The following is a 21,134-nucleotide window of genomic DNA, read 5'->3' on the forward strand; positions in this document are numbered from 1 at the left end:
TTACAGTCGGCTCACCGACGCAGTGACAGATGAACCGTAATCATTAATGGCATCGACAGTCAGACTGTCCGCATTATCTGAAATCACACCGGAAGGTAGCTTTATATTGACACTGCTGTGCGGAGCCACCATATCTGCAGGAACAGTCGTCTTTTTACTTCCATGCATGAGAGTGATCCCTACTGCTGAAACATGATATGCGGTAGGGTTACTGAGGGTGATGTTATTCCCCTCACCGCGCCAGCGGAGCTGGGAAATGGCTGCTTGTGCCCCTTTATCACTCAGCGTCTCTGGCCGGAAAAACAGCTTGATACGCGAGCGGAAAGCCACCTGAACCTGATTATTACCTTTTTCACCTACAGGAGGGATTTCCAGTACATTAAGCCAGTAAACGCTCTCCCGATCCTGCGGGAGTGACGTCCCTGTATAAGACAGGCGCAGTGTCTGACCTGCGTCAGCATTCACCCGTGTCAAAGGCGGTGTGAGAATAAACGGTGTGCGCATGATATCGGGTCTGATGTCCTGATGACCATCATCAGTCCAGCTCTGTAACAATACCGGATATTTCCCTGGATTCATTATCTGAATGCTGACATCCTTTTCCGCGCCATGATAAATCACACGGGTGGAACTGATTTGTATACTGGCATAAGCAGTTGATATTCCGGCAGCCAGAAAACACGCCACCAAAGAAAAGAAGCGATGCAGGGTCATGATATAATTGCCTTAACAACAAAAATAATAAAATTTATTTTATATATTTTTAGAGCCCGGAAATGGCGGCGTGAATCATATCCGCCAACTTCCGGTACATTACTGAATCAGATAAATGCTGATAATTATATTGAGCTAACAGAAGACATTAGTTATCTGCAACAATACTGCTGGTGATAATCTCTGTATCGTATATAAATAGCAGCCTACTGAAATTAATTATATATCAGGGAATAGGTTACGCTGGATGTTACTGCACCTGCGCCAGCCGCCCCGGTGGCATAGTAACGCACAGAATATGGTAGTGTGGCGTTTCCACCGCTAATAGCAACATAGTTACCCGTGTTTTGGGCGATATCCCCCGCTTTAATCGCCGTATTACCTGTACCGTCAACCAGTTCCAGAACAACATTCGATGCGCCACCCGCGGCTGTGTTAATCAGGCGCCCGTTGCTGTCTACATTCGCCCCTTTTTCAAAATAAGCTTTTACCGTTCCAGCTGAGGCCGGATTAGTCGCGGCACATCCCGTGACATCCATTTTAAATGCGGTCTGACCCGCAGTATTACCTTGTGCTGCCAGGACATTAGCCTGAACGGTCGGCAGGGTAACGGCTGCTGCTGTCGTCCCCGTAGCGCCATTAACGGTAGCATTACAGGTCTGGTTATTTACCGCACCTGTAAAGTTAATAGTGCCATTTCCGGCTGCCTGAACAACAGAAACAGCAAACACGCTGCTGAGTGCAGCGATAGCGGTAATTTTTTTCATTATGATATTCCTGATAAAGATATATACGAGTTGTTGCGCATATCAAAGAGAACATAGCTTCTCATGATAAGCTGAATCGATTATGAACAAGCTCAAAATTAAATCAACACTTATTTAACCTTGAGAACTTACCCAAAACTATAATTAATTCCTAAGAAAATAACCTTGTTTATTATTTATTCCGCACGCATTCACTCTAAAGTCTCAACTTAATGGAAAAAATGAAATTTTTGTATTACCGCAAAAAGCAAAACCATACCTTAAACATGGGTTTATATATTTTATTAATTCTTTTTTGCTATATCTCGAAATAAAAAGTTATATATAAGTGGTATTATAAATAATGGTTTAGAGAAGTAATTATAGTAATAGTCCCGTAGGAAATTAACCACTAATATCAAGATAAACATTTACGCTGCTAATAAATAGTTAGAAAAAAACCTGTATTACTTGTAGATATCGAATCCCGAAACCGGGCAATGAGCACTGGTCAGCGACGGTGCGAACATTAGGTTATAGCACCATACTGCTAACGGTACTGGCCATCGCCAGCCTGAAAAAACAAACAACGCAGGTCGTTCTAAAAGAGATACCCTGTGAAAAACAATCGGCAAAAAAATGCCCCGCATTTGCGGGGCGTTACCTCAGGAGCGTTTTCGCGGCATCATGCGCAGCAACGTATTGTCCTTCCAGAAATAGTGATGCATCAGGGCCGCGGCGGCATGTAGGGCAATAACAAAATAGCCCAGATTTGCCAGCGTCACGTGCCAGGACTTCAGCATATCCACTAAATCAAAGTTGGCCTCTGCCGCATGCGGCATAACGATGCCGAATGCAATCCACGGGTTACCCCGGTTGTACATCATCACCAGCCCAATAATCGGCAGGACAATAAACAACAGATAGATAACCAGATGCCCCAGATGCGCCATTCCGGTCATCATCGGCTTCGGTTTTGGCACAATCGGCGGTGCCGGGTATTTCAGCCTGACCAGCAGACGCGCCACCATCAGCGTTAAAATAGTGATGCCGCAGGATACGTGCACCATGTTGAACAAGGGGCGATAGCTGCGCGGGAAAAATCCGCGAAGCTCCATGGCGCTGTAGGCCACGATGACCAACAAAAAGACCAGCCAGTGAATACCGATTTGCAGGCCAGAATACTTATTCCCCATAACACTTCCTGAATAAAAACAATAATGCGTCAACATAGCGGGATTTTGTTAAAAATTCATTAACTTTTGTTCATCCATGGTTGATGATGAGCGAGACTGCCACCAAGGTATAGCTCACTGGGTTCCCGGCCTCACGTGTTTGGCCGGGCTACGACGCCATAAAATTAATCCGGTGAATGATTTTTTATACCTGACATTTTCAAAGCATATTGTTTAAAAAAAACTAAAAAACACCTTCAATAAATTTAAAAATGAAAACAGAAGCACCCTATTATTATATGTTGTTGGGAGAGCAATTCCTTTAAGGAGTTTTATTCGAAGTGCATTCCCATTATCAATATTAAATCCAATATTCATTTCGTTAAGGAATAACGATAAAAAAATCATTCTGGCGGGTGCCATCGCACTCACTACCACCGCCGCTTTTGCCGAGCCTACCGCAGTATTAAAAGTTCAGGGTACGCTGACCAACTCGGCGTGCTCTGTCACCATGAGTGATGGCGGTGTTATCGATTACGGCTACATTCGCCTTGGAAACTTTTCCGCTACCGATAACAATGAACTTGGCGAAAAATCCCTGCCGGTAACAATTAACTGCGATGTCGCCACTAAATTGGGTTTCCGCATGCAGGATAACCAGGCCGATAGTAATTCAAATATAGCAGTCCCAGTAAGGGGGGGCACAGCTTCTCCTGGTTCCGCTAGCTATTATAACTATGGTATCGGGAAAACAACCGATGGTGTAAACATTGGCAATTATGCCTTATGGATTAGCAATTCCGTTGCTGATGGTAATAACGTTGACAATATCCTTCGTCACAACGACTGGAGTAGCAACCACCCATGGGCCAAAACAGATAGCCCTCGTAGCGATGGCTTCAGTTTATCTACCGTAGCTGCCACCGGCACCCTTGAACCGATTGCATTTACAACCTACACCTTTGACATCAATATCAATACAATGATTAAAGAGACCAGCACGCTTGCCATCACCGACGATACGCCTATCGACGGCCAGGCAACCATGACGCTGGTTTACCTCTAATCACGAACATTCCCTGATAATCAGAGAAGTGGCCAGGGCTGCATCCAGACTGCAACTGAATGTAGCCCGGCCAAGCGGAGCGCCGCCGGGATTAGCGCTTACCCCTGCGTTTGCAGATACACCACCTGCGTTTGCAGGTATTCGTTCAGGCCGTGTTTACCATCAGCCCCGCCAATCCCGGACTTACGCCAGCCAGCGTGGAAGCCCTGCATCGCCTCGAAGTTTTCACGATTAATATAGGTTTCGCCAAACTTCAGTCCCTTAATCGCTTTCATCGCCGTATTCAGATTCTGCGTATAGATCGATGAGGTGAGACCGTAGTCGCTGTCATTCGCCATCGTCAGCGCCTGTTCCAGCGTATCAAACGCGACCACCGGCAGCACCGGACCAAACGTCTCCTCGTGCATAATCGCCATCTCCTGGCGTACGTCTAACAGTAACGTCGGCGGATAGTAATAACCTTTGCCGGCAACGGCTTTACCGCCCAGCACCACTCTGGCCCCTTCCTGCACCGCTCGTGCGACTTTCTGCTCGACACGCGCCAGCGCAGCGGCATTAATCAGCGGTCCCATTGCAATATCATTGCGCTCGGCCGGATTGCCAAACTGCACGGCTTTCATCGCCTCGCCCAGACGATTAACAAACTGATCATAGATACCTTTCTGAACGTACACGCGCTCGGCACAGTTGCACACCTGCCCGGTGTTGATCACGCGGGAGTCGACAATGGCCTTCACCGCCAGCTCGAGATCCGCATCATCCATCACAATCGCCGGTGCTTTACCGCCCAATTCCAGACAAACCTTGGTGATATTTTTCGCCGCCGCGGCCATAATTTTCTCACCCGCACCGACGCTACCGGTCATACTCACCATGGCCACCTTCGGGTTTCCGGCCAGCTCCTGACCGACCGTTTCACCGCGTCCCAGCACCAGATTAAAGACTCCGCGCGGTAAGCCAATGTCATCAACAATTTTGGCAAAAGCGATGGCGTTATTCGGGGTGAATTCACTCGGCTTAATGACAATGGTATTGCCCGTCAACAATGCGGGAGCCAGTTTGCGGGCAATCAGGAAAAACGGGAAGTTCCACGGCAGAATGCCCGTAGTCACGCCCAGAGCACGTTTAAAAAGCAAAATATTCTCGCCCGGACGATCGCTTTGCAGGATCTCGCCTTCATAGCGACGTGCCCACTCCGCCATGTAATCGATATAGTCGGCGGTAAACGAGACTTCGACATCCGCCAGTTGCTGTATTTTTCCGCCCTCCGCCACAATCAGCGCACTGATTTCAACGGCTCGCTGGCGAATACCCGCAGAAATCTTGCGTAACCAGTTTGCCCGCTCAATGGCGGGCAGCGCCTCCCATTGCGGCTGAGCGCGCTGTGCGGCATCGATCGCTTTACGCGCATCTTCGGCACGACCATCGGGAATACGCGAGATAACCTCTTCCGTGGCCGGATTGACGACATCAATCCAGGCATCATCGTGCCAGGTCACAAACTGCCCATCGATATACATAGGATGTTGTACGGGTACTGACATGCGGCTCTCCTGTAATTGATTTGTTTTTAACAAGTAAAACTATTGTTAATTAATATCAATCATGCATGTCGCATTATGGCTGGAGTGGCTGTTCTGTGAGCGGCTTCATAAAAGCATCTGACAAAGTGAGGATGAAGGGAAAAAACAGGTGGGATTTCTGCCCGTTTGCCGCAAAACATCAACAAACGGGCAGCAGGAATTACAGAGAGCGACTCTCCAGCAAGTCAGTCAGCGCGATGTCATTTTGCAACTGCTGCCAGGCTTGCTCAACGTTCTGGGGAATATCAACATGGGCGATAAAATCGCGGCCGCAAGGCCCGTAGCCAGTTGCATCATCACGCAGGCGTGGAAGCTCGCCGGTAATGAGAGAAAGGTAGCGATCTACTGACCACAAACCGTCTGCTGCTGGCACAAAATCCACGCCGTTTTGCTGTTGGGCCAGCTCAGGTATGAATCCAGGAAAACTCAGCCAACGCGGCGCATGCGGTTCATCGCGGGTTACGCGCTGAAACGTTGCCATCGTGCGACGTTGCATCGTGGGATCCTGCACCACAATGACAGTTTGAATGCTTTCTGTCGCCTGATTCAGTAATGCCCAGCTAAATCGGGCATTCTCACCGCAGTTTGTTGACTGGTCTTCCACCCAAATCTTCTCTCCCGGAATTTGCCAGAACTGATGAGCGATATCAGCCAGGATCGCCGCTTCCGCGCGTCCGGTGGTGCGAATGATGTTGTAGCGAGGATGCTCTGCTATCGCGTCGTACAGAAATCGTGTGGAGTGACCGATACCACCGCTAATCAACAAAGGAACCTGCTGCTCTTTGGCGATCAGACAGGCGGCGTCAATGGTCGGAATAACCGCGTTCCCTGCCAGAATCACGCAATCTGACTGAACGGTGATATTCCCCGTAAAATCATTCTGCGCCAACCATCGCCCTACGGTATTTATAGCCGCAAGGGTGGTTGCGGCAAGTGTCGGAAACTGACTCATACTCATGACTCCTGGTGTTTATTCTTTACCGGGGACAGATGCTGGATGGCGGCTACGCTTATCCGGCATCTGTCCAGCACCGCGTTACCCTGTAATCTGCTCCATTGCTTGCAGAATACGTTTATCGGAGATTGGATACGGTGTACCAAGCTGCTGGGCAAAATAGCTGACGCGCAGCTCTTCTATCATCCAGCGAATCTCTTTGACATCGTCATCTTCCCGGCGCGCGGGCGGCAGCTTATTGAACCACTGCTGCCAGGCCTGCTGCACGCTATCCACTTTCAACATCTGCGCACGGTCACGATGCGGGTCGATAGCCAGTTTTTCCAGACGTTTTTCGATAGCCTGCAAATAGCGCAACGTATCGCCCAAACGTTTGAAACCATTGCCGGTAACAAAACCACGGTACACCAGCCCGCCCATCTGCGCTTTGATGTCTGCAAGCCCCAGCGCCATGGTCATATCCACGCGCCCTTTCAGACGTTTGTTGATATTAAATACCGCGGTCAGGATCTGCTCGACCTGCTTCGCAATATCCACCACCGTATCGTTCAGTTCAGCCCGCACTTTCTCATGCAGCGCGATAAAGCCTTCTTCGGTCCACACCGGACCGCCGTTGGCGTCAATTAACTGATCCACACCGCAGGAGATACAGTCGTCAATCAAATCCAGAACTTTACCGTACGGGTTAAAATACAATCCCAGCTTGGCTTTGTTGGGCAGTTTCTCATGCAAATATTTGATCGGGGATGGAATATTCAGCAACAACAGACGGCGTAAACCACACCACATCGCCTGCTGTTGCTCCAGCGGGTTATCAAACAGTTTGATAGCAACGCTGTCACGCTCATCCACCAACGCTGGCCACGCTTTGACCTTATAGTTACCGCGTTTTTGCTCGTAACTTTCCGGAAGCTGACCGAAGCTCCAGATGTGCAACCCGCTCTGTTCGATACCATCATCCGCCACCGCAGACAATGTTTCCTGAACTTTACCTTTCAGCGCATCTTTCAGATCCTGCAGCGAACGCCCTTCCTGCAGCTTCTTGTTTTTATCATCCACTACCCGGAAGGTGATTTTTAGGTGATCGGGCACCTGATCCCAGTGCCAGTCTTCGCGGTCAACGGTAACGCCGGTCATGCGACGCAGTTCACGCTCCAGCGAGTCCAGCAGTGGCAGTTCCAGCGGCGTGACGCGACCTAAAAACGCTTCGGCATAGTTCGGCGCAGGCACAAAGTTGCGTCGTACCGGTTTCGGAAGCGACTTAATCAGGGCAATCACCAGTTCGCGGCGCAGCCCCGGGATTTGCCATTCAAAACCGCTTTCTTCGATCTGATTAAGCAGCGGGAGTGGAATATGCACGGTCACACCGTCCGCATCGGCTCCCGGTTCGAACTGATAGCTCAGGCGCAGTTTGAGATTGCCCTGATGCCAGAAGTTCGGGTAATCCAGCTTACTGATTTTTTCCGCACCCTCTTTGATGAGCATGCTCTTTTCAAAGTTGAGCAGATCCGGCGTTTCGCGGCTGATCTTTTTCCACCAGCTGTCAAAGTGACGCGCAGAAACCACGTCATGGCTGATGCGCTGGTCGTAAAACTCAAACAGCGTCTCATCATCGACCAAAATGTCGCGACGACGCGATTTGTGCTCTAACTCTTCCACCTCAGCCCGTAGCTTCAAATTGTCACGGAAAAACGCATGGCGCGTTTGCCAGTCGCCTTCCACCAACGCATGGCGAATGAACAGTTCACGCGACAGCGCAGGATCAATCTGGCTGTAGTTCACCTTACGGGCCGCCACAATCGGTAAGCCGTAGACGGTGACCTTTTCCGTCGCCATCACCGCGCCCTGCGCACGTTCCCAGTGCGGCTCACTGTAAGAACGTTTGATCAGATGTTGGGCAACCGGCTCCACCCACTCAGGATCGATGCGGGCTGCAATACGTCCCCACAGGCGACTGGTTTCCACCAGCTCAGCCACCATCGTCCACTTCGGCGGTTTTTTAAATAGACCAGAGCCTGGGAAGATCGAGAAGCGAGCGTTACGCGCCCCGGTAAACTCCTGTTTATCGGTATCTTTCATCCCGATATGCGACAGTAACCCGGTCAGCAGCGCAACGTGGATTTCCCGATACTCAGCAGGTTCACTGTTAACCGGAATCCCCAACTCTTTCACTACCTGGCGCAGTTGCGTGTAAATATCCTGCCACTCACGCACGCGCAGATAGTTCAGGAAATCCAGTTTGCACTGGCGACGGAACTGGTTTGACGACAGCGCTTTTTGCTGCTCGCCGAGATAGTTCCACAGGTTCACAAATGCAAGAAAATCAGACTCTTTGTCATGGAAACGGCGATGCTTCTCGTCGGAAGCCTGCTGCTTGTCCATCGGACGCTCGCGCGGATCCTGAATAGACAGCGCCGAGGTAATGATCATCGCCTCACGCACACAGCCATGTTTTTGCGCTTCCAGTACCATGCGCGCCAGACGCGGATCGACCGGCAGTTGCGACAACTGACGGCCCAACGGCGTTAACTTGTAAGCGGTTGCCTGTTCGTCGGTGGTTATCGCTCCCAGCTCTTCGAGCAGGCGCACACCGTCCTGAATGTTGCGTTTATCCGGTGCTTCAACAAACGGAAACGCCGCGATATCGCCCAGCCCCAACGCGGTCATCTGCAAAATAACGGATGCCAGGTTGGTACGCAGGATCTCCGGATCGGTAAACTCCGGGCGCGACAGGAAGTCGTCTTCGGAATACAGACGAATACAGATCCCTTCCGAAACACGACCACAGCGGCCTTTACGCTGGTTAGCAGAGGCCTGCGACACCGGTTCGATCGGCAAGCGCTGGACTTTGGTGCGGTAACTGTAACGACTGATACGCGCAGTGCCCGGGTCAATCACATACTTGATGCCGGGTACGGTCAGCGACGTTTCCGCCACGTTAGTCGCCAGCACGATACGCCGACCGCTGTGCGACTGGAACACGCGGTTCTGCTCGCTGTTAGAGAGACGCGCATACAGCGGCAGCACTTCGGTGTGGCGCAAATCCAGCTTATTCAGCGCATCGGCGGTATCGCGGATTTCGCGCTCGCCGCTCATGAAGATCAGAATGTCGCCCTGACTCTCACGGCCTAACTCATCTACGGCATCAAAAATCGCCTGCAGTTGGTCACGCTCGGTATCATCTGCATCTTCAATAATCGGACGATAGCGCACTTCCACCGGATACGTTCGACCGGAGACTTCGATAATCGGCGCGTTATTGAAATGCTTTGAAAAACGCTCCGGGTCGATAGTCGCCGAAGTGATAATAATTTTTAGATCCGGACGACGCGGCAGCAGTTCTTTCAGATAACCGAGCAGAAAATCGATGTTCAGACTGCGTTCGTGCGCTTCATCGATGATGATGGTGTCATACTGCATCAGCAGCCGATCCTGCTGGATTTCCGCCAGCAGAATACCGTCTGTCATCAGCTTGACCATGGTGTTGTCACTGACATGATCGCTGAAACGAACTTTATAACCGATACAGCCGCCCGGCTCGGTTTGCAGCTCTTCCGCAATACGATTCGCCACGGTACGCGCCGCCAGACGACGCGGTTGGGTATGACCGATCAGCCCTTTTACCCCACGTCCCAGTTCCATACAGATTTTGGGTAACTGGGTGGTTTTACCCGAACCGGTCTCACCAGCCACAATCACCACCTGATGGTCGCGAATCGCCTCCAGAATATCCTGTTTTTTCTGGCTGACGGGCAGGTTTTCCGGATAGCTGATAACCGGACGCGCCGCTTCACGCAGCACAACTTTACCTGCTGCGTGATCAATCTCTTTTGCCATCTCCTGGTAAATGGCCTGTTGTGCATCAGGATTTTTAACCTTCTTAACACCGTGCAGGCGGCGGGCAAAACGCTGTCTGTCACGCAGCATCAGTGAGTCAAGCTGTTGTTGCAACATGTTGAAGGTTAATTTTTGTTGTTCTGTCATAGCGTTAAAAGGCAGTGCTCTGCCGGGTTAAATCTCTTTTAGATGATAGATATAGAGTACCACATCGGCGCTTTTCATGTGTTGTTCAATAATTTCGAACATAGGATTCGATATATTGCGCTATCACTGCGACAGGATTGTGAATAAAGTGTCAACAAGCAACGGGGCACAACCCCTTCAAACACATAAAAGGAAACACCCATGAGCAAGGTATTAGTTCTGAAATCCAGTATTCTGGCAGGGTACTCTCAGTCTGGTCAGTTGTCTGATTATTTTGTTGAACAGTGGCGTGAAAAGCACTCCGCTGATGAAATCACCGTCCGTGACCTGGCTGCAAATCCTGTTCCGGTACTGGATGGCGAACTGGTGGGTGCACTGCGCCCGAGCGATGCGCCGCTGACCCCACGTCAGAAAGAAGCGCTGGCGCTGTCCGATGAGCTGATTGCTGAGCTGAAAGCGCATGATGTGATTGTTATCGCCGCGCCGATGTATAACTTCAACATCCCAACACAGCTGAAAAACTATTTCGACCTGATTGCCCGTGCAGGCGTGACCTTCCGTTATACCGAGAAAGGTCCGGAAGGTCTGGTAACAGGTAAACGCGCCGTCGTACTGACCAGCCGTGGTGGTATCCATAAAGATACGCCGACCGACCTGATCACGCCGTATCTGAACGTATTCCTGGGCTTTATCGGCATCACCGACGTGAACGTTGTCTTTGCGGAAGGTATTGCATACGGTCCGGAAGTGGCAACCAAAGCGCAGTCCGATGCGAAAGCTGCCATCGACAGCGTCGTCGCTGCCTGATAATTCACCCTCTCACCATCCGGTGGGAGGGTTTCTGCAGTATTTACTTTTTTACCTGCACCCGAACCTGTTTGCCGTGAATGCGATTAATATCACGCCAGATGGTTGCATAATCCCTGCATTTCGCCAGATTCTCTTCCCAGCAATGCAGCAAAAACTGTTCAGGCTCGGCGACATCCCGGCTTAACAGCTTGAATACCCAACGATTCCAGACATACCACTTGAGAAGCCACATAATCTCACTCCGCAACGCAACCGGTGTAGAACTATATCAGCCTCAATTTGATGCCGTGTGGCAACTATTGCGATGTCGATGAATAATCCAGATGAATGCTACATCAACAGTACCAGCCAGATAACCCACAGAACCGCAATCATGTAGAGCGTACGCCGAAACTGTTTCAATGCACCGGACTGCCGTTCAGCCAGCGTTAACGTTTTCAATCGTTCACGTCGCCAGATAAAACACAGCGCGCTTCCGGCCTGCTCGTTGTTTTGCGGATTAATGAGCGAAAAATAGCGATCATCCAGCCACAATCGCCAACAACCAAACCAGACCACAGCGCACAGCAATGCCATGACTGTGCGCAATACCCCCGACGGAGCAACAAACAGCACCCACGCCATCGGTGGGAGGGAAAAAAGCACAATGAAGCGCCAGCTTGCCAGCGTGTGCCGCAACATACCATGCAAAAGCGCCTCATCATTTGTTACACCGTCACTTTCTGTTGCCATTGTCGCAGCATCTCCAGATGTTTATCCGTCAGTACCACCTGTGGCCGACTTGCGCGTATCTGCGCCACGGCCTTTTCTACCGTCGCCGCATGGCCATAACGTAATAGCCACGCTGCTACCACCATGGCACTGCGCGACAGCCCTAAGGCGCAATGCACCAGCACCGTTCCCTGTTCCTCACGCAGAGTCTCCAGAGTGTTTACCGCCTGCTGCAGTTCAGCTTCATGCGGGATCACTAAATCCAGCATCGGTACGCAATGATAAGTACGCGAGGACGTCGCCCGCCCACGGGAAAACTCAAAGGTCACGTCGAGCACCGCTTTTTGCGCAGGGATGCAGCGAGGGAAACAACCGAGATATACCCCCGCCGCAACCGGACTTACCGCTGGCAAACGGCGGGTAAACCAGCGCATCGACAACCACATGCCTGCACGCCACGGCAAGGACAGCCAGTAAACGGCGGGAGGCAGTCGCCCCTGTGTATCTTTCGCCGTCGCCGCCGCGCCGAATCCAGCGTAACCGCAACCAACCATCACCAGGGCCAGCGCTGGCCATAACAGCCATGGAACCAGAAACGCCGCGACAATAGAACATAATGCCGCACCCAGCAGGTAACGGCGCATCAGCCTCAGGCGCGCTGCATCCGGTTTGCACCAGCGCCAGTGTTGTTCCGGTATCATCCAGTCAATCAGCATTCCAGCCGCCAGCCCGGTAATGATGTCGATAAAATGATGCTGCCAGGTGGTCAGCACCGATACCGCGATCAGTAAAGACCAGCCATCGCACAGTCTGCGCCAGCCGCCGGACAGATGGCGACTGAAATGCCGCCACAGCAGCCAACAAAGAATGATATGCAGCGACGGCGACTGGTTATAAGGCAGATCGAACTGTTCGAGCTGAGCAAACAGCCAACCCGCCGCGCCCGTCACTTCGGGGCGGGTAAAGGTAAACTGTAACGGGAACAGTAAAAAACCACCGCAGGCAATCACCGATGCCAGTACCAGCCGGAGCACCAGTCGACGCTGTTCGAAACGCGTGGTGCAAACAAACAGAGATAATCCGTAAAACAGATCCAGGCTCCAGTACGGCAGAATGGTCCACGGAAGAAAGGGAATGGCAGCCTCCCAGCCAAACACGATGCTGCCAACGTTCTGATAATGAGCATCCTGCCAGGCGGTATATTGATTCACCTTGCCGTAGGTAAGGAAAAAAAATGGCGCCAGCAGCAGTAACCAGCCTACCGCCTGCACCATAACTTTACGCTGTTCAGGATGCACGGCGTACCGCCATAGAAACGGTGAAAATACCCCACTCATCAATCAGTTGGGTACACTTCTCAAAGCCCGCCTCGCGGACCAGCGCGTCCATTTCACCCTGTGTACGCACGCGCATAACCCATGCTTTGCCGTCTTTATGACTGGTCAGCGACCAGGCTATCGTTTTAAGCTGCGGATGCCACGGCTGCCCGGTGTAAATCAATACGCCCCCCGGCGCTATCGCCTCTGCCAGCCCGGCCAGAGAGTTTTTGACCAGCGCATTTTCAGGAAAAAGCTCGTACAAACCAGAGACAATCCCCAGACCAGGACGAGGCTCCAGCGCCGCCAGTTGTTCGCGGTTGAAGGCATCGCCTTGCTCAAAACGCGCAATGTCAGCCATGCCTCTGCTGGCGATCATTTCCCGACCTTTATTCACATTCAATTCACTGTAATCACGCAATAAAATTGAACGTACCGCCTTTTCGCCTTCCAGCGCATCAAGCACATAGCGTCCATGTCCGGCAGCAATATCCACCACATGTACCGGCGTGCCCTGCTCATTCAACTGTGCAACAGCCTTACTAATCAGCATCTGCAAATGAATCTTACGCTGGCGGATCCCCTGCCAGCCGACATTGTTCAGGTAGTTCTTGTCGATTAAACGCCCCAGTGCACCGTTGCCCTGCGGCTGGTTGCGATAGACATAATCCAGTGTGCTACCGGAATCAAAACCGGTTTCAAATCCAAGACGCACGCCTGTTGATTGTGTGCCCAGAAGCTTCATTCCGTAGCGCAGGCCACGGTACGCAATGTCGTCAAGAGAATACGGCGCGGGTCCCCCGTTGAGCATCCGCCAGGTATCGGCGCCAGGGCTCCAGCGATCTTCGTTGCTGTAATCAAAACGCTGTGGAGGCATAGCGTAGAGCGTAGAAATGAAATCACGCATTTTATCGAACGCCAGGTGCCGGTCTTTTTCGCCCAGCGTGTCGTGGTAAAAACCCGGCAGCACGTGCAGCTCTTTGAGGGGATTTCGCAGACGCTGATAAAAATCAATTTGCGGCTGGCGATGCACAACGAAATCATCGCCGGAGACCAGCAACTGCACAGGCATCGTAATGGCGGCGGCATCGCTGACAATGCGTTCTGCCGTTTTGTAGAGATCCAGCAAGATATTAACCGCAATAGCCCGGGTTATCTGGGTATCGAGGTTAAAGCTCGCCACACGATCGACGTCATGCGTCAGGTATTTACCCTTAACATAAGAGTTAACGAAAAACAGGCCGCGCAGTCGGTGCATTAACGCCAATCCCTGACGAGCAAACGGCACATACAATTTCACTTTGAAGGCCGGTGATGCCAGTACTAATCCGCGAATAGCGGGAGCATAGTCATGTACCCAGGTCGCGGCCAGTACCGCGCCAACGCTCTGCGCCACCACTACCACATCTTCAATGGCGGCATTACTGTCCGCAGCGGCGAAACGCACAAATTCTTCGACATCCTGTACCGAACGCGCCAGAGAAGGACTATAGCCGCGCTGGCCTGGAGAGTGTCCGTGACCGCGCGCATCCCAGGCATAGAATGCGGTATCCGGCATCGCCAGTTCGTCCACAATATGTTGCAGGCGCCCGGAATGTTCGTGCCCGCGATGGAACATGACGATCACTTTTGGTGCCGCACCCGGCGCAGGGGCCGGCCAGTGGCGATAAAACAGCTCGGTATTGTCACTGGTCACAAAATGACGTTCGTCAGGTACGCGTGTATCACTCATGCGAATGTAATCCTTTGGTTTGTTGCTCCAACAGCAACAGTTGCTGTTGGAGTCCATCCATGAAAAGGTGTTTATCCCCGTGAAAATACAATGCACTGCCAATATTCACATCAATAAACAGCGGCAGCGGGATACGATTCCCTTTCGCCATGACAGATTCGGTACCACGTAGCCAGACGGGAATAATCGGTACCTCCGGTACGCGCTGGCTCAGATGCCACAATCCGGATTTCAGCGGCGACAGCTTCCCGGGTTCACCTCGCGTGCCTTCCGGAAAGAGGATCAGGACTTTGCCGTCGCGTAATGCCTGTTCACACTGCGCCAGCGGATCGGCTTCTCCGCCCTTTCGCGAAATGGGAATAATGTTGAGAATATTTAGTGCAAACCAGGCCATTGCTTTATTACGCAGGAAATAGTCAGCGGCAGCAACCGGATGAACCGACGCCTGACGGCGCAGCGGAAAGAGCGAAAGCAGCGCAAAAACATCCATATGGCTGTTGTGATTGGCGACAATAATTGCCGGGCCGCGGGTAGGCAAGCGCTCCCGGTGCCTGATACGCAGCCCAAGCCACAGCCAAATCACCGGCCAGACGATGCACAGCGTAAACAGCGTTCGCAGAATTGAGCTCAGCATAATTTAATAGCAAAAGTAGCGAATGAAATGGAAAAACACCGGCGCGGTGAAGATCAGAGAATCCAGTCGGTCAAGGATCCCGCCATGACCTGGCAGTAATGTTCCACTGTCCTTCACGCCGATGTCGCGCTTGATTGCCGACATCACCACATCGCCACAAAAACCACTGATGCCGATAATAAAGCCCGCCAGCAGCGACAACGGAATGCTTAACGGTGTCATCAGCGGACCAAGTAGCGCCGCCATCAGCGTGGTGGTCGCTACGCCGCCGACCAGACCCGCCAGCGTCTTATTAGGGCTGATTCTGGGCATCACTTTGATACGACCAATCGATTTGCCCCACAGGTACTGCGCAATATCGTTGAATTCCGTTAAGCCAACCAGGAACAGCACCAGCAATGCGCCGGTTTGTTGACCATCATCAGGCAGAACCAGCAAAAATGCGACATGGCTGAAGGCAAAAACGGTGGTCATCAGGCTCCAGTGATGCTGCGAGGCATAGCGCAAGAAGCCCTGAGTATCGCCCGCAATGACCATCCGCACGGGTAAGAATAAAAAAGCATAGACCGGAATAAACACCACAAACATGCCGTACCAGTTAATGCCAATCAGCCAGTAGTTGACTGGAATAGCAATGAACATCCACAGCAACGGCATGCGATCGGTCTGACGCGACGGCACCAGCGTCAAAAATTCCTTTAACGCCATAAAGCTGACCAGTGCAAAAAAGGTCAGTGCCAGCCAGTGCGGACTTAAAATCGCCAGAGAAAACAGGACGATGATTATCCACCAGGTGCGAATGCGTAGCGTCAGTTCCCGCCAGTCTTTGTCCGGCCTTCGCCACACCAGCAATCCATTCACCACTGTTGCAACCAGCAGCAGTGCAAAAATGACCGCGAGTGACTTCTCCAGCAGCATCATTTCGCCCCCTCTTCGCGTAAGGCGCTTTTACAGCGGTTAATCACCGTCCATAGCAGCAACAGCGTAGCAACTCCCCACAGCATGTTGTTCCACTGCACAAGCTGTGGCCACAGAGTCAATGCCAGCCCCCATGCACCAAATACCAGCGCCCGGTCACTTTTGCCCAGCGGCCCGGCATAGCTACGAACGCCATTAATCGTTTGTGCCAGAACGCCGCAAAACTCCGTCATTACCGCACAAAACAGCATTACCATAACCAGCACGACGTTACTGTCGGGGAGGAACATAAACGGCATATAAAGCGCTATATCGGACAAAATATCCCCGCTCTCGTTCAGAATGGCCCCAAGACGCGATTGTTGGTGACATTCACGCGCCAGCATACCGTCGAGCGCATTGAGCGCCATTCGGATAAACAGCACGATGGGCAGGAGAAAAAAATATTCAGGTTGGGGGAAAATCACCAGTCCAGCGCCGGTGAAAAAAGATAGCGCCATCGCGGCAAGGGTAACGTGATTCGCCGTGACGCCTTTTTTATGTAGCCAAAACATTAATGGGCGCAGAAGCGCCTGGAAGGCGGGCTTGACCTGATAAAGCGTCATCATCACTCCTTGATAATTTACGGTTTTGACTATAGTGGATTAATTAACAGTACCCGCCTATTACTTTTCTTTGGATTAAATAGAAATCGGATTCTATCTACAACCCTGTCGATTATTTTCTCAGCCACTTACCATTAATACCCTGGACGTACTCTCCCGGTTTCGCGCGGGCAACCAGCTTTTGTCCGGCCATTTTCGCGACTTCATCTGGCGGAATGTTGTTGCTCTTGGCCAGTTGCTGATAGCTGGCGCTGCGCGCTTTGTTAATCTCACTCACCAGCGACTGCGTTTCGGCATCCGTTTGCAATGCCACCAGATAACCATTAAGCGTTTCACCTACCCGCCCCTGGGTTCTGGCTTCATTCAGGGTCAACGCCCACACGTTTCCGCTGAGTAAACTCAGCGCCACCAGGATCACTGCAAGCTGTTTTTTCATTGTAACCTCAGAACAGATCGCTGCGCGATTTCAATAAGCTCTCAACGTCTTTATCGACTTTGATATGGATCTCATGCTCGATTTTGACGTTCATATTAATCGTGATCGGCTCTTTTGGCGCAGCCACTTCGATTCTGGGTGTGCACCCAACCAGCAGAGATGAAGCCAGCAGACCCAGCGCGGCAGCTATCGTTTTCATTGTTGTTCCTCACATTCCTTGCCTTCCGGGCAATGGGTTTCCGGCAGCGTTGCATTTTGTTCAAGCCATGCCTGTAAATTGTCGCCAAAACGCAAACTGCGCCATAGCGTAAAGACGTTTTCCTCGTGGGTGTAATTCAAATTAACCGTCCCCACTTTGCCATCCACCCGACTGTTGCCCGTCACCGTTGCCTGCATGGTCAAGACACCGAGGTTATCCAGATTTATTTTCGTCCAGGAATGGCTTATTTCCATATAACGCAGCCAGTTAATGGCCGCCCCCGCCGCCATATTATCTTTGACGACGGCATCCGCCGTGTCCTTATCAATACGCAGCGTCATAGGCCCCGGGTTGGTTAACCATCCATCTTTGATGATCCACTTTTCGTTATCCAGCCATAATGGCAATGCACCGCTGACTGGGCCAGACATGGCGAACTGCTTGGGATTAACCGCGCTGATAAGCTCACTCAAGGAGATATTCTGCACGCGTAATAATGCAGGATCGTGCTGCGGCATCCGCAGTTGCTGCATAATGACTTTGCCCCCCAACAGCTCGGCGCTGACATCGCTTAGCAGTAACGGATTGGCTTCACTCCAGGGATACGCCCCCTGCAGATCGGCGGCGATATTTTTCACCGTGACCTGATTCACCACTTCGGCAATACGCAGTGAAATAGGTCCACGCGTACCCAACTGCCATGCGCCTTCGCTAAACCGGAAAGGCAACACAAAATCAACGCCGTTAATTTGGTTATCGGGCATCCAGGCGCTACCGCCCTTTAATACTCCATGGCCGCCTGCTTCAAAGCCCTGATCCGGAGCCGCTGAAAACGCAACCTGTGCATACAGTTCGCCTTCACGTAGCTTCATTTTCCAGTCTGGCGGAATAAGCGGCTGAAATACGGTGAGCGATTGTTTCGGCCACCAGGCCAGTCCGCGCAGACGGATCCCGTCCCAGCGACCATTAAGTTGCACGGGACCAATCGCGCCCGCGTGAAGTTGACCTTTGAACTGAAAAATCGTCGGATCGGTACCTTCCACACTGAACTTCAGGGTTGACGGCGGTAACACGCTTCCCCCGGTGAAGGTGGTGTTTCCCGCGTCCAGCGACAGCGCACCGCTGAATGTCGGTTTATTAGCATCCCGTACCCAGACGATCGGCTCATCCATCACCAGACGCGGGTTTTCCACCTTCATAGTGCCGTATTGCAGATGGTCAAAGCCGGTGGAGAGATCAAAAAGCTTCAGGGTGTTGTCATGCCACTCCCCCTTACCCGCCACGTCCCAACGCGCATGCATCGGCGTAAAGCTACCTTCACCCCAGTATCTCCACTGCCAGCGACCCGCATCAGGAAGAAAATCATTTGCCAGACCATCCAGATGCAGTTCAAAACCGCCCATCTGGTTTTCATGTGCACGCAATATAGCCTGCAGACGGCCATCTACGCCGCGTTGCGTTACTTTTACGCCCGCCAGTGGCCAGCGGATTTCGTCAATATCCAGCGAGTCAATCACTCGCCCACGCGAACGCAACAGCGCCCCCGGCTCGAAAGCGAGCTGCGGGTCGGTCAGGCTTCCGGTGAGCCTGGCGGGTAATTTTGCGTAGAAGATCAGGTCATTCTGTTTCGCTTCACCAATCAACTGCAACGGCATATCGCTACTATCCACACCCAGCTTACCCGGCCCCAGTGTTAATACAGCGTTTCCTTTACCGGCATCGCCTTGTGTAAGAATGTTCAGACGCCCACTCACCACCGCGTTTTCCAGCCCGGCCTGCCAGTTTTCAACTTTCATGCCCAGCCGCCCGCTGAGCGGGAATCCCTGATAAGGCCAGTTCCAACGACCATCGCTGATGGTCAACTGCTGGCGGGTTATTTCCCACGGAAGATCGAGCAGCGGATCGGCATTATCACGCGCCATGACGATCAGTTGTCCGCTGTTTTCTTGCCACTCCAGTTCGGCATCCACAAGCGTTGGCTCCTGCGGCAAACTCAGCGTCGCAACCGCATGACCGCTCACTGGTAACCCATCAGGGACCAGCGGCATGGTAAATTCACCGACCAGTTTTACCGGCGGTTGCCCTTCAAATGCAGCGATATCCAGCTCATTTACCGTGAGATTTTGCCCATGCAAACGCCCCTGGAATTTAACCTTTTCACCCTGGTAGCGCAGTTGCTGGGTAGAAGGCGTTAGCGAAAGAGACAATTTCCCCTGCCATTCCTGCCAGGGAGAGAGAATAAGTCTGTCGATGTTAATCCAGGTATTGGGCAGCATCGATTGCCATTCAGCCAGCGTTTTGGGAGCTACCGGAGACGCTTCTGTCTGCGGCAATTTGGCCAGGCAAGCTGAATCCAGCTCAATTGTCCCGACATTGAGCAACCAGCGGCTGGGGTGAGAAAGGTCCGCCTGAGTAATGCGCGCTAGCGGGCAGTCATCAACCAGATAGCGAAGTTCCGGGATATGTAGCCCATGCTTTGTCAGCCGTGGGCTTTCATCCAGCGCGATGCGCGTACCAACAGGTAACCAGACGCCCACCAGCGTAGGAACCCACAAGCCAAGCGTCATTACCAGCGTCAGCGGCACGAGAATCAATAATAAGAGGAGTGCCAGAACGGCTTTATATTTACCCTTCATGGGTAGTTAATATCCTGATTTAGCGAAAATTTAAGCCGGTTTCGGCGTCTATTGTGGCATGTTTAGCTAAATATGCCCACCTTAAGAATAGATGTCATTGAAGTATATGTATTATTTATGAATTGAAAGATGTTGCGAAAATGAATAATTATTCATTAATATAGGCCTTTGTTTTATATGGCACGTTGTTACACGTGCCGTCGGGAATATAAATAATTCAGACTCAATGAGGTCTCAGTTCTCCATCGCTATGTTTCGGTCCAATACGGCCCGCTTCTATCAGAATTTCCTCAATGAGTTCTTCAAGGCACTCCCTACCATGATGATCGCAGACCAGATGTACCTGCCGGGAAATCTCTTCAGGTTTCATACCATCACATAACGCCGCCTTAAGCATTAAGGTGGCCCATCGTTTTGCTTCAGAGTGAGTTAACATGACCCCTCCCGATATTTGCTACCTGTATAAGCGTAGCCTTCCGGATGTGATTCGGCAGGCTTTTTATCTGTGTTAAATGCGACATCCCATGATAGCAAACAACGTTTCACCTCCTTGTGTCCCAGCAGTCAGATACCCCTCTGCGCTAAGAGCCAGCGGGCGTCGTGTTACAGAATTCCCGACATTTCCGCCAATGACCTCAATCTGATCGGTCCCTACTGAAACAACCAGGTCGGTGTGGCTGCTGTAGTTGCCAAGGTGCTGATGATCGTAATCAACGACTTTGTCGGGATCTCTGTCCCAACAGACTAAATCCCCCACCTGCGGTTTACGCTCATTCAGCCTGTATCCCCAGTACAACGCTTTGGCATTACCCTGATTTCTGTCGCGTATCGATTTGCTGATGTACGTTGCATGCGACGCGGAATAAGAAAAACGATCTTCGGCTCCGGCCTGGCGCATCACCCATGAAATAAAT

At 51.7% G+C, this 21,134-nt stretch carries 20 protein-coding genes; 2 read left to right on the plus strand and 18 right to left on the minus strand.

Features of this window, described 5'->3' with window-relative positions; genetic code table 11:
• The 3 genes from E1B03_RS13820 to cybB form a co-directional block, all read right to left on the minus strand.
• A complete protein-coding gene (locus E1B03_RS13820; protein ID WP_103770677.1) occupies positions 1-714 on the minus strand; it encodes a fimbrial biogenesis chaperone in 714 nt (237 codons plus the stop codon).
• Positions 715-929: 215 nt separating this feature from the next.
• Positions 930-1,481 (minus strand): fimbrial protein, encoded by a 552-nt coding sequence (locus E1B03_RS13825; protein ID WP_103770678.1) that lies wholly within the window; start codon positions 1,479-1,481, stop codon positions 930-932.
• Between the two features lie 644 nt (positions 1,482-2,125).
• The gene (gene cybB / locus E1B03_RS13830; RefSeq protein ID WP_133086415.1) at positions 2,126-2,656 is read right to left on the minus strand and encodes a cytochrome b561; all 531 of its coding nucleotides are present in this window, start codon (positions 2,654-2,656) and stop codon (positions 2,126-2,128) included.
• A 490-nt stretch (positions 2,657-3,146) separates the two neighbouring features.
• On the opposite strand from cybB, the gene E1B03_RS13835 reads away from it, so the two are divergent.
• A complete protein-coding gene (locus E1B03_RS13835; RefSeq protein WP_246044110.1) occupies positions 3,147-3,701 on the plus strand; it encodes a DUF1120 domain-containing protein in 555 nt (184 codons plus the stop codon).
• A 98-nt stretch (positions 3,702-3,799) separates the two neighbouring features.
• Here E1B03_RS13835 and aldA read toward each other — a convergent pair whose 3' ends face one another.
• The 3 genes from aldA to hrpA all read right to left on the minus strand — a co-directional run bounded on the left by aldA (position 3,800) and on the right by hrpA (position 10,223).
• Positions 3,800-5,245 (minus strand): aldehyde dehydrogenase, encoded by a 1,446-nt coding sequence (gene aldA, locus E1B03_RS13840; RefSeq protein WP_133086417.1) that lies wholly within the window; start codon positions 5,243-5,245, stop codon positions 3,800-3,802.
• 199 nt (positions 5,246-5,444) lie between these two features.
• Positions 5,445-6,242: a YdcF family protein gene (locus tag E1B03_RS13845; protein WP_207949449.1), complete on the minus strand. Its 798-nt coding sequence runs from the start codon at positions 6,240-6,242 to the stop codon at positions 5,445-5,447.
• A 78-nt stretch (positions 6,243-6,320) separates the two neighbouring features.
• Positions 6,321-10,223 (minus strand): ATP-dependent RNA helicase HrpA, encoded by a 3,903-nt coding sequence (gene hrpA, locus E1B03_RS13850; RefSeq protein ID WP_133086419.1) that lies wholly within the window; start codon positions 10,221-10,223, stop codon positions 6,321-6,323.
• 201 nt (positions 10,224-10,424) lie between these two features.
• Here hrpA and azoR point away from each other — a divergent pair, with 201 nt between their 5' ends.
• Positions 10,425-11,030 carry an FMN-dependent NADH-azoreductase gene (gene azoR / locus E1B03_RS13855; protein WP_103770683.1) on the plus strand — a complete coding sequence of 202 codons (606 nt, stop codon included), beginning with the start codon at positions 10,425-10,427 and terminating at the stop codon, positions 11,028-11,030.
• A gap of 43 nt (positions 11,031-11,073) precedes the next feature.
• On the opposite strand, the gene E1B03_RS13860 is transcribed toward azoR, so the two are convergent.
• From E1B03_RS13860 to E1B03_RS13915, 12 genes are all read right to left on the minus strand, one after another.
• On the minus strand, positions 11,074-11,265 hold the full coding sequence (locus E1B03_RS13860) for a hypothetical protein (protein WP_043016219.1): 192 nt from the start codon (positions 11,263-11,265) through the stop codon (positions 11,074-11,076).
• 98 nt (positions 11,266-11,363) lie between these two features.
• Complete coding sequence (locus tag E1B03_RS13865; protein WP_103770684.1) at positions 11,364-11,765, minus strand: hypothetical protein; 402 nt, start codon at positions 11,763-11,765, stop codon at positions 11,364-11,366.
• Entirely contained in the window at positions 11,741-13,042 is a 1,302-nt protein-coding gene (locus E1B03_RS13870; protein WP_246044111.1) for a phosphatase PAP2/dual specificity phosphatase family protein, read from the minus strand. Before E1B03_RS13870 ends, E1B03_RS13865 begins: the two co-directional genes overlap by 25 nt.
• Positions 13,032-14,792 carry a bifunctional alpha/beta hydrolase/class I SAM-dependent methyltransferase gene (locus tag E1B03_RS13875; protein ID WP_133086420.1) on the minus strand — a complete coding sequence of 587 codons (1,761 nt, stop codon included), beginning with the start codon at positions 14,790-14,792 and terminating at the stop codon, positions 13,032-13,034. Before E1B03_RS13875 ends, E1B03_RS13870 begins: the two co-directional genes overlap by 11 nt.
• Entirely contained in the window at positions 14,785-15,426 is a 642-nt protein-coding gene (locus tag E1B03_RS13880; RefSeq protein WP_133086421.1) for a lysophospholipid acyltransferase family protein, read from the minus strand. Before E1B03_RS13880 ends, E1B03_RS13875 begins: the two co-directional genes overlap by 8 nt.
• Before the next feature lie 3 nt (positions 15,427-15,429).
• Entirely contained in the window at positions 15,430-16,347 is a 918-nt protein-coding gene (locus E1B03_RS13885) for a phosphatidate cytidylyltransferase (RefSeq protein ID WP_103770687.1), read from the minus strand.
• On the minus strand, positions 16,344-16,949 hold the full coding sequence (locus E1B03_RS13890) for a CDP-alcohol phosphatidyltransferase family protein (protein WP_133087227.1): 606 nt from the start codon (positions 16,947-16,949) through the stop codon (positions 16,344-16,346). Before E1B03_RS13890 ends, E1B03_RS13885 begins: the two co-directional genes overlap by 4 nt.
• A gap of 112 nt (positions 16,950-17,061) precedes the next feature.
• Positions 17,062-17,385, minus strand: coding sequence for a YdbL family probable chaperone protein (locus E1B03_RS13895; RefSeq protein WP_103770689.1), 324 nt, complete (start codon positions 17,383-17,385; stop codon positions 17,062-17,064).
• A 7-nt stretch (positions 17,386-17,392) separates the two neighbouring features.
• Positions 17,393-17,584, minus strand: coding sequence for a YnbE family lipoprotein (locus E1B03_RS13900; RefSeq protein ID WP_103770690.1), 192 nt, complete (start codon positions 17,582-17,584; stop codon positions 17,393-17,395).
• A complete protein-coding gene (locus tag E1B03_RS13905) occupies positions 17,581-20,220 on the minus strand; it encodes a YdbH family protein (RefSeq protein WP_133086422.1) in 2,640 nt (879 codons plus the stop codon). The genes E1B03_RS13900 and E1B03_RS13905 overlap by 4 nt, the downstream gene beginning before the upstream one ends.
• A gap of 223 nt (positions 20,221-20,443) precedes the next feature.
• Positions 20,444-20,656, minus strand: a complete 213-nt coding sequence (locus E1B03_RS13910) for a hypothetical protein (protein ID WP_103770692.1) — start codon at positions 20,654-20,656, stop codon at positions 20,444-20,446.
• A gap of 72 nt (positions 20,657-20,728) precedes the next feature.
• Positions 20,729-21,130, minus strand: coding sequence for a DUF2272 domain-containing protein (locus E1B03_RS13915; protein ID WP_281279710.1), 402 nt, complete (start codon positions 21,128-21,130; stop codon positions 20,729-20,731).
• Between the last annotated feature and the right edge of the window lie 4 nt (positions 21,131-21,134).

The sequence above is a fragment of the Citrobacter arsenatis genome (genome assembly GCF_004353845.1).
GTDB classification, from domain to species: Bacteria; Pseudomonadota; Gammaproteobacteria; order Enterobacterales; family Enterobacteriaceae; genus Citrobacter; species Citrobacter arsenatis.

Excerpts from the sequence above, each read along its gene's own strand:
- E1B03_RS13835 (WP_246044110.1), top strand. The coding sequence starts at position 3,147 with ATGAGTGATGGCGGTGTTATCGATTACGGCTACATTCGCCTTGGAAAC.
- E1B03_RS13880 (WP_133086421.1), bottom strand. The coding sequence starts at position 15,426 with ATGCTGAGCTCAATTCTGCGAACGCTGTTTACGCTGTGCATCGTCTGG.
- E1B03_RS13845 (WP_207949449.1), bottom strand. The coding sequence starts at position 6,242 with ATGAGTATGAGTCAGTTTCCGACACTTGCCGCAACCACCCTTGCGGCT.
- E1B03_RS13860 (WP_043016219.1), bottom strand. The coding sequence starts at position 11,265 with ATGTGGCTTCTCAAGTGGTATGTCTGGAATCGTTGGGTATTCAAGCTG.
- E1B03_RS13875 (WP_133086420.1), bottom strand. The coding sequence starts at position 14,792 with ATGAGTGATACACGCGTACCTGACGAACGTCATTTTGTGACCAGTGAC.
- E1B03_RS13820 (WP_103770677.1), bottom strand. The coding sequence starts at position 714 with ATGACCCTGCATCGCTTCTTTTCTTTGGTGGCGTGTTTTCTGGCTGCC.
- E1B03_RS13865 (WP_103770684.1), bottom strand. The coding sequence starts at position 11,765 with ATGGCAACAGAAAGTGACGGTGTAACAAATGATGAGGCGCTTTTGCAT.
- E1B03_RS13900 (WP_103770690.1), bottom strand. The coding sequence starts at position 17,584 with ATGAAAACGATAGCTGCCGCGCTGGGTCTGCTGGCTTCATCTCTGCTG.
- cybB (WP_133086415.1), bottom strand. The coding sequence starts at position 2,656 with ATGGGGAATAAGTATTCTGGCCTGCAAATCGGTATTCACTGGCTGGTC.
- E1B03_RS13885 (WP_103770687.1), bottom strand. The coding sequence starts at position 16,347 with ATGATGCTGCTGGAGAAGTCACTCGCGGTCATTTTTGCACTGCTGCTG.
- hrpA (WP_133086419.1), bottom strand. The coding sequence starts at position 10,223 with ATGACAGAACAACAAAAATTAACCTTCAACATGTTGCAACAACAGCTT.
- E1B03_RS13910 (WP_103770692.1), bottom strand. The coding sequence starts at position 20,656 with ATGTTAACTCACTCTGAAGCAAAACGATGGGCCACCTTAATGCTTAAG.
- azoR (WP_103770683.1), top strand. The coding sequence starts at position 10,425 with ATGAGCAAGGTATTAGTTCTGAAATCCAGTATTCTGGCAGGGTACTCT.
- aldA (WP_133086417.1), bottom strand. The coding sequence starts at position 5,245 with ATGTCAGTACCCGTACAACATCCTATGTATATCGATGGGCAGTTTGTG.
- E1B03_RS13890 (WP_133087227.1), bottom strand. The coding sequence starts at position 16,949 with ATGACGCTTTATCAGGTCAAGCCCGCCTTCCAGGCGCTTCTGCGCCCA.
- E1B03_RS13905 (WP_133086422.1), bottom strand. The coding sequence starts at position 20,220 with ATGAAGGGTAAATATAAAGCCGTTCTGGCACTCCTCTTATTATTGATT.
- E1B03_RS13825 (WP_103770678.1), bottom strand. The coding sequence starts at position 1,481 with ATGAAAAAAATTACCGCTATCGCTGCACTCAGCAGCGTGTTTGCTGTT.
- E1B03_RS13895 (WP_103770689.1), bottom strand. The coding sequence starts at position 17,385 with ATGAAAAAACAGCTTGCAGTGATCCTGGTGGCGCTGAGTTTACTCAGC.